Below are 6,759 nucleotides of genomic sequence, written 5' to 3' on the forward strand. Positions count from 1 at the left end.
GCCCAGCCCAGCCCAGCCCAGCCCGGCCCGCCCAGCCCGGCCCGGCCCGGCCAGCCCGGCCCGGCCCGCCCAGCCCGGCCCGCCCAGCCCGGCCTGGCTCGGCCTGGCTCGGCCGGCTCGGCCCGGCCGGCCTGGCTCAGCCCCACCCGGCCCGGCCTCACCCCAGCCCTGCTCCCGGCCCGAAACCCTCAGGCCGGGAGCAGGGCCTTCTCCGCCGCCTCCGCCGCGTCCACGGTCTGCGCGAGCAGCAGCGCGATCGTCATCGGCCCCACCCCGCCCGGCACCGGCGTGATGAACCCGGCCCGCTCGCTCGCCGCCACGTACTCCACGTCCCCGACGTTGCCCGGGTTGTACCCGGCGTCCACCACCACGGCACCCGGCTTGAGCCACGCACCCCGCACCAGCTCCGGCTTGCCCACCGCCGCCACCACGATGTCCGCCGTCCCGACCACCGAGGCCAGGTCCTCGGTACGCGAGTGGCAGTAGGTGACGGTCGCGTTGCGGGCCAGCAGCAGCATGCCCACCGGCTTGCCGAGGATCGGGCTGCGCCCCACCACCACCGCGTGCCTGCCCTCCAGTTCGATCCCGTAGGCGTCCAGCAGCCGCAGGATGCCGCCCGGTGTGCACGAGTGGAACCCGGGCTCGCCGAACGCCATCGCGGCGAAGCTGTGCATGGTGACGCCGTCGACGTCCTTGCCCGGCGCGATCGCCTCGAACGCCGCCCGCTCGTCGATGTGGCCGGGGACGGGGTGCTGCAACAGGATGCCGTCCACCAGCGGGTCGGCGGACAGGGCGGAGATCGTCTCCACCAACTCCTCGGTGGTGGTGGCCGCCGGCAACTCCACGGCGCGCGACTCGATGCCGACCTTCGCGCACCGCGAGCGCTTCATCTTCACGTAGGTCTGCGAGGCGGGGTCGTCGCCGACCAGGACCGTGGCCAGCAGCGGCGGGCGGCCGGTCCGGGCGGTGAAGGAGGCGGCCCGGTCGGCGGTCTGCTCCAGCAGGGTCCGCGCCACGGCGGTGCCGTCGAGGATGCGTGCGGTCATCGAGGTACTCCTCACCCGAAGGTATGAGGGGCACCCAGGCGGGCGATGCCGGCTCGCTTGCACTCCCCGGTGGTGAATCCACCCGACGCCAGTCGTGCACCGCCGATTCTAGCGGGAGATCAAGGTCACAGAGGGGTGCGCACCGGTACCCGACCTGGAGAGGGTGATCACCGGGTTGCCCGAGCCCGGACCGGCCTCTCCGTGACCCCCCGTACATCTCGGGCGCGGCGAATTATGCTGTTCGGGTCCGCCCCCGGGGTGGACCGGACACAGCGGACGAACTGACAGGCGGGCTGATGGCGGGGCAGTACGGTCGATCTTCGGGGCAGCGCCGGCCGGCTTTCGGGCGGGTCGACCCGTTCTGCCTGTTCGCCGTGCTGCCGATGCTGCTGCTGGCGGGCCTGTCGTTCTGGGGCGGCATCGCCATCGTGGGTGTGATCGTGATCCTGGTCGCGATCCTGCTGGTCCTGTTCGACTCGTGGTCCAACCGCCCGGCCAAAGCCACCTACGACGCCGAGTACTACGACGACGACGACAACTACTGAGCCCTCCAGGGCGCGACGCCGATCCGGCCCGTGCTGCCCAGGTCGAGCGTGACCGCGGGCGAGTCGACCCGTGAGGGCTCGCCGTTGGGCGGCAGGCGCGGGATGAAGGTCTGGCGCGGCGCGTTCTCGACCGGTGCGATGTCGATCCGCACGCCCACCTGCGGCGGCTGGGAGACGTCGGTGTAGGTGTTGCGCCACAGCAGGGCCGAGGTGGCGTGCGCGCCGGGCTGGAGGACGACCTCCGCCGGCGGCGCGGTGAACGCGTCCACCGAAGAGATCTCCGTCGACGCGGTCCCGGTCAACACCCGCACGTCCAGCTGCCGGCCGTCGGCGTCGAGCAGGCGCACGTCCGGGTAGCCGGTCACGGTCCGGGGTTCGGCGCCGCAGTTGACCGCCTTCAGCGTCAGCACCCGCAGGCCGGATGCGGCCTCGGACTCCAACGCCGACACCACGATCCCCGACTCGGGGCACACCGGGGGCGGGGCCTGGACCGTCGGCACCAGCGTGAGGTCGCCCGAGCGCGCGGCCACGGGCGCGGTGCCGCAGGCGGTCAGGACCAGCAGCAGCGGCAGCGCCACCCGAGCGTTGATCACCTTTCGATCATGGCACAGCCACGCCGGCCGACAAGTCAGCGCACGCCCGCCGGGCGGGTGGCGCGGGTCCCGGCGAGCTGGTCGCCGATGTCCCCTCGCAGCGTCTGCACGGCGTCGATGACGTAGTTCTGCCGCACCCGCCACGGGCTCCGGTCGCCCTGCCCCGGGAAGTCCCCGATGGACCGCTGGATGTAGCCGGAAGCCAGGTCCAGCAACGGTTGCCGCGCCATCACCCGGTCCGGTCGCGGCACGACCGAGCTGAACCCGTTGCGGTCCAGGTGGTCCAGCACCCGGCACACCAGCCGCGAGGACAGGTCGGCCCGCAGCGTCCAGGACGCGTTGGTGTACCCGATGCACACCGCGAAGTTCGGCAGGCCGGTGATCATCGCGCCCCGCCACACGAACTGCTCGGACAGGGTCACCGGCGTCCCGTCCACGCTCGGCTCGATCCCGCCGAACGCCTGCAATCGCAACCCGGTCGCGGTCACGACGACGTCGGCGGGCAGCACCTTCCCGGACTTCAGGCGGATGCCCTCGGGCACGAACGCGTCGATGTGGTCGGTCACCACGGACGCCTTGCCCGCGTTGACCGCCTTGAACAGGTCCGCGTCGGGCACCGCGCACAACCTCTGGTCCCACGGGTTGTACCCGGGCGTGAAGTGCTCCCGCACGGCCGCCGGGTCCTTGAGCGACTTGGTCGACAGCTTGGTCAGCAGGCCCCGCGCGGCGCCGGGGAAGCGGCGGCAGAACTGGTAGAAGCCGGTGGTGAACGCGATGTTCTTGGCGCGGGCGAGCTGGTGCGCGAGGCCGGCGGGCAGGGCGGCGCGCAGGGCGTCGGCGATCCTGTCGCGGCCCGGGACGGGGCTGATCCACGTGGGCGAGCGCTGGAGCATGGTGACGTGCGCGGCGGTGTCGGCCATCGCGGGCACGAGGGTCACGGCGGTCGCGCCGCTGCCGATGATGACCACCCGCTTGCCCGTGTAGTCGAGGTCCTCGGGCCAGAACTGCGGGTGCACGACCCGGCCCGCGAAGTTGTCGCGGCCGGGGAACTCCGGCTCGTGGCCCCGGTCGTAGTCGTAGTAGCCGGCGCAGGTGTAGAGGAAACCGCAGGTCAGCGTGCCGCCGTCGGACAGGGTGAGGGTCCAGCGCTGCTCGGCGGTCGACCAGTCGGCGGCGACCACCTTGGTGCCGAACCGGATGTGCCGCTCGATGTCGTGCTCGGCGGCGGTGCGGCGGATGTAGTCGCGGATCGACGGCCCGTCGGCGATGGCCTTGGCGTCCCGCCACGGGGCGAACGGGTAGCCGAGGGTGAACATGTCCGAGTCGGAGCGGATGCCGGGGTAGCGGAACAGGTCCCACGTGCCGCCGATCGCGTCGCGCGCCTCCAGGATCGCGTAGCTCCGGCCGGGGTGCTCGGTGCTCAGCCGGTACGCCGCGCCGATGCCGGACAGGCCCGCGCCCACGATCACGACGTCGAGGTGGGAGGGTTCCGTGGTCATGCACCCAGTGTGCTGAACCCTCCTGGTCCGCTTCTTGACTTCCCACGACAACTATTTGACCCTGGACGACATGTCGGTGGTCCGGTCGGCCGGGTTGCGCGGGTTCCGCGCCACGGTGGCCGAGTTGGGCGGGCACGCCGACGACTACGCCGCCGCGGCGGGCCTGCCGGTCGCGGCGCTGGACATGGACGACCTGCTGGTGTCCGACCGCGCCCTGGTCGCCGTGCTGGAGATCGCCGCCGAGGCGTTGCGGTGCCCGGACCTGGGGTTGCGGGTGGCGTCCCGGCAGGACTTCGGGATGCTCGGGCCGCTCGCGCTGGCCATCCGCAACTCGCCGACCGTCGCCGACGCGCTGGAGTGCACGTCCCGCTACCTGTTCGTGCACGCGCGGTCGCTGAGCTTGACGATGGAGGACGACCCGTACGGGACGCGGGGCGTGGCGGCGCTGCGGTACGGGCAGCCGCCGTGGCTGCCGGTGTCGGTGCAGGCGACGGACCTCGGGTTGGGCTTCCTGCACCGGGCGATCAAGTTCCTCGTCGGCGGGTCTTACGGGCTGCGGTCGGTGGAGTTGCCTTATACGCCGGTTTCGCTTGGGGTGTATGAGGAGTTCTTCGGCACGACTATCCATGTTGGACGGTCCGCGCCGATGTTGCGGGTGCCGCGTAGCCTCGCAGCGCAGCCGTTGGCCGGTGGTGACGAGCGGGTGTGGCGGTTGGCGCTGGCGTTCCTGGCCGAGCAGACCGCCGGGGAGGGCGCGTCGCTGGGGCTGCGGGTGCGCGGTGTGGTCGTGCAGTCGCTGGGGACCGTGCCGCCCGAGGTGGGCGCGGTGGCGCGCTTGGTCAACGTGCACCCGCGCACGTTGCAGCGGCGGTTGGCGGCCGAGGGGACCACGTTCGCGGAGATCCTGGACGACGTCCGCCGCCAGGCCGCGTTGCGCTACCTGACCACGACGGACATGCCGATGAGCCAGGTGGCCGGGATGCTGGGCCTGTCCGAGCAGTCCGCCCTGAGCCGCTGCTGCCGCCGCTGGTGGGGCACGACACCCAGCGCGGTCCGCCGCGCCGGCCCGCCCCAGGTCGTGGGATAGCCGGCGCTCCCGCTCTGTCGTCCAGGGGTAAATCTCTGTCGCGTCGGGTCAAGTGCGGCCGTGGCTCGCCGGGCACGCTGTCCACATGGACAACTACCGGTTCAGCGGCGGCACGGCGGTGGTCACCGGGGCGGCGAGCGGCATCGGCGAGCAGGTCGCGCTCGGCTTGGCGGCGCGGGGCAGCGACCTGGTGCTGCTGGACCGCGACGCCGACCGGCTCGAGTCGGTGGTGGAGGCGATCGGCAGGCGGCACCCTGGGGTGGCGGTGAACAGCGTCGTCGCCGATCTGTCCGATGTGTCCGGTCTGCCCGCGTTGGTCTCCGAGGTCCTGGCCGCGCACCCACGCATCACGCTGCTGGTGAACAACGCCGGTGTGGCGTTGGGTGGGACGTTCGACCAGGTCAGCGCCGAGGAGTTCGACTGGGTGCTGGACGTGAACTTCCGCGCGCCGGTCGCGTTGACCCGGTTGCTGCTGCCACGGCTGCTGGCGTCGCCGGGGAGCCACGTGGTGAACGTGTCCAGCCTGTTCGGGCTGATCGCGCCGCCCGGTCAGGCGGCGTACGCGGCGAGCAAGTTCGCGCTGCGCGGGTTCTCCGAGGCGCTGCGGCACGAGCTGGCGCCGCGCGGGGTCGGCGTGACCACCGTGCATCCGGGCGGCATCCGCACCCGGATCGCGGAGTCGGCGCGGGTCGGTTCCGGGGTGCCGGCGGACCAGGTGTCGCAGGGCAAGGAGGGTTTCGCCAAGCTGCTGACCTACCCGGCGGACAAGGCGGCCGAGCGGATCCTGGCGGGCGTGGAGAAGCGTCGCGGGCGGGTGCTCATCGCGTTCTCGGCCGTGGCGCCGGACCTGCTGGCGCGCCTGTTCCCGACCCGCTACATGGCCGTGCTCAACGCCTTGCGCCCTTCCGCCGCGCGCAACGCGTCGTCCGCCTGAGCCCACTTCGCCAGCCGGGGTTCGACGGCGGCGTAGACGTCGGGGTCGAGCCCCATCGAGGTGTGGGTGCTGCGGACCTCGACGCACTCGGCGGACGGTTCCCGGCACAGGCGCGGTGGCGCGACGATGTCCCGGGCCGAGAACAGCGCCAACGCGGGGACCTCGGGCGGCAACGGCGCGGCGAGCCCGGCGATGTTCGTGTCGTAGCAGTCGCCGGTGAAGCACTGTTCGTTCAGCAGTCCCGGCACACCCCAGGCGGACGCGCGCGCCAGGAACCGCGCCACCCGCACGACGGTGGGGTGCGCGCCGAGCGGGTCGAGCACCGGACTGCCCAGCATGACCAGCCCCCGCACGAGGTCCGGCCGCCGCGAGGCCACCAGCCGAGCCAACCACCCACCCCGGCTCTGCCCGAACAGGACCACCCGCCCACCGGTGGCCTCGGCGTGCGCGGCGACCCGCTTTTCCAGCCGCTCCACCAGCTCCGTCGTGCACCCGACGTTCAACCCGATCCGCGCCCCGACAGGCCAATACCCCCGCGCCCGCAACCACCGCCCGGCAACGGCAAGACTGGCGTCCCCGAACCCGAACCCGGGCACCAGCACAACCCCGACCCCACGCCCCTGCCGAGGATCCACCCTGCGCCACGCGGGATGCCGCAACAGCCGGGGCAACTCCATCAGGGCCACCAACACAACCTGCTCCCCGGCAACCGCCCGAACCACCTCGGCCACCCGCTGAGCATGACCGCTACGACCGCCACCACCGAACGCCCACACGTCACACCCCTCCCGCCACCGGCAAGTGCGCTCGGGGTACCCGCCCCACGCCCGATGTCACCTGCACCAAGCGCCCCCTCGCCCAACGGCCTGCGGGGCGTGTTGAGCGGCTGGCGGGGCGGCTGGCGAGGGGTGCGGCCGGCGAGGGGGTGGCCGGCGCGAGGCGCGCGGGCGCGAGGGGCGTGTGGGCGCGAGGGGCGTGCGGCTGGCGAAGGACGTGCGGCTGGCGAGGGACGCGCGGGGCGCGGGGCGCGCGGGGCGCGGGGCGCGCGGGGCGCG

The 6,759-nt window shown here is 73.1% G+C and carries 7 protein-coding genes and 1 riboswitch; of the genes, 3 read left to right on the plus strand and 4 right to left on the minus strand.

The window, feature by feature from the left end; translation table 11 throughout:
- Positions 1-188: 188 nt before the first annotated feature.
- Entirely contained in the window at positions 189-1,046 is an 858-nt protein-coding gene (locus WBN91_RS38575) for a bifunctional 5,10-methylenetetrahydrofolate dehydrogenase/5,10-methenyltetrahydrofolate cyclohydrolase (RefSeq protein ID WP_337725545.1), read from the minus strand.
- Between the two features lie 25 nt (positions 1,047-1,071).
- A riboswitch (ZMP/ZTP riboswitch) is annotated at positions 1,072-1,152 on the minus strand.
- Between the two features lie 190 nt (positions 1,153-1,342).
- Between WBN91_RS38575 and WBN91_RS38580 the strand changes: the two genes are divergently transcribed.
- The gene (locus WBN91_RS38580) at positions 1,343-1,591 is read left to right on the plus strand and encodes a hypothetical protein (protein WP_337725546.1); all 249 of its coding nucleotides are present in this window, start codon (positions 1,343-1,345) and stop codon (positions 1,589-1,591) included.
- Here WBN91_RS38580 and WBN91_RS38585 read toward each other — a convergent pair.
- Together WBN91_RS38585 and WBN91_RS38590 are read right to left on the minus strand one after the other, a co-directional pair.
- Entirely contained in the window at positions 1,585-2,184 is a 600-nt protein-coding gene (locus tag WBN91_RS38585; protein WP_337725547.1) for a DUF4232 domain-containing protein, read from the minus strand. The genes WBN91_RS38580 and WBN91_RS38585 overlap by 7 nt on opposite strands.
- A gap of 35 nt (positions 2,185-2,219) precedes the next feature.
- On the minus strand, positions 2,220-3,683 hold the full coding sequence (locus WBN91_RS38590; RefSeq protein ID WP_337725548.1) for a flavin-containing monooxygenase: 1,464 nt from the start codon (positions 3,681-3,683) through the stop codon (positions 2,220-2,222).
- A 70-nt stretch (positions 3,684-3,753) separates the two neighbouring features.
- Between WBN91_RS38590 and WBN91_RS38595 the strand changes: the two genes are divergently transcribed.
- A complete protein-coding gene (locus WBN91_RS38595) occupies positions 3,754-4,770 on the plus strand; it encodes an AraC family transcriptional regulator (protein WP_337725549.1) in 1,017 nt (338 codons plus the stop codon).
- Positions 4,771-4,855: 85 nt separating this feature from the next.
- Positions 4,856-5,704, plus strand: coding sequence for an SDR family NAD(P)-dependent oxidoreductase (locus WBN91_RS38600; RefSeq protein ID WP_337725550.1), 849 nt, complete (start codon positions 4,856-4,858; stop codon positions 5,702-5,704).
- Here the strand turns inward: WBN91_RS38600 and WBN91_RS38605 are convergent.
- Positions 5,644-6,381, minus strand: a complete 738-nt coding sequence (locus tag WBN91_RS38605; protein ID WP_337725552.1) for an alpha/beta hydrolase — start codon at positions 6,379-6,381, stop codon at positions 5,644-5,646. The genes WBN91_RS38600 and WBN91_RS38605 overlap by 61 nt on opposite strands.
- Positions 6,382-6,759: the final 378 nt, after the last annotated feature.

The sequence above is a fragment of the Saccharothrix sp. CCNWYY140 genome, assembly GCF_037401995.1.
Classification (GTDB): domain Bacteria; phylum Actinomycetota; class Actinomycetes; order Mycobacteriales; family Pseudonocardiaceae; genus Actinosynnema.

Bases quoted from the DNA above. Each gene is read 5' to 3' on its own strand.
- WBN91_RS38595 (WP_337725549.1), top strand. From the start codon at position 3,754: ATGTCGGTGGTCCGGTCGGCCGGGTTGCGCGGGTTCCGCGCCACGGTG.
- WBN91_RS38575 (WP_337725545.1), bottom strand. From the start codon at position 1,046: ATGACCGCACGCATCCTCGACGGCACCGCCGTGGCGCGGACCCTGCTG.
- WBN91_RS38605 (WP_337725552.1), bottom strand. From the start codon at position 6,381: ATGGAGTTGCCCCGGCTGTTGCGGCATCCCGCGTGGCGCAGGGTGGAT.
- WBN91_RS38590 (WP_337725548.1), bottom strand. From the start codon at position 3,683: ATGACCACGGAACCCTCCCACCTCGACGTCGTGATCGTGGGCGCGGGC.
- WBN91_RS38600 (WP_337725550.1), top strand. From the start codon at position 4,856: ATGGACAACTACCGGTTCAGCGGCGGCACGGCGGTGGTCACCGGGGCG.
- WBN91_RS38580 (WP_337725546.1), top strand. From the start codon at position 1,343: ATGGCGGGGCAGTACGGTCGATCTTCGGGGCAGCGCCGGCCGGCTTTC.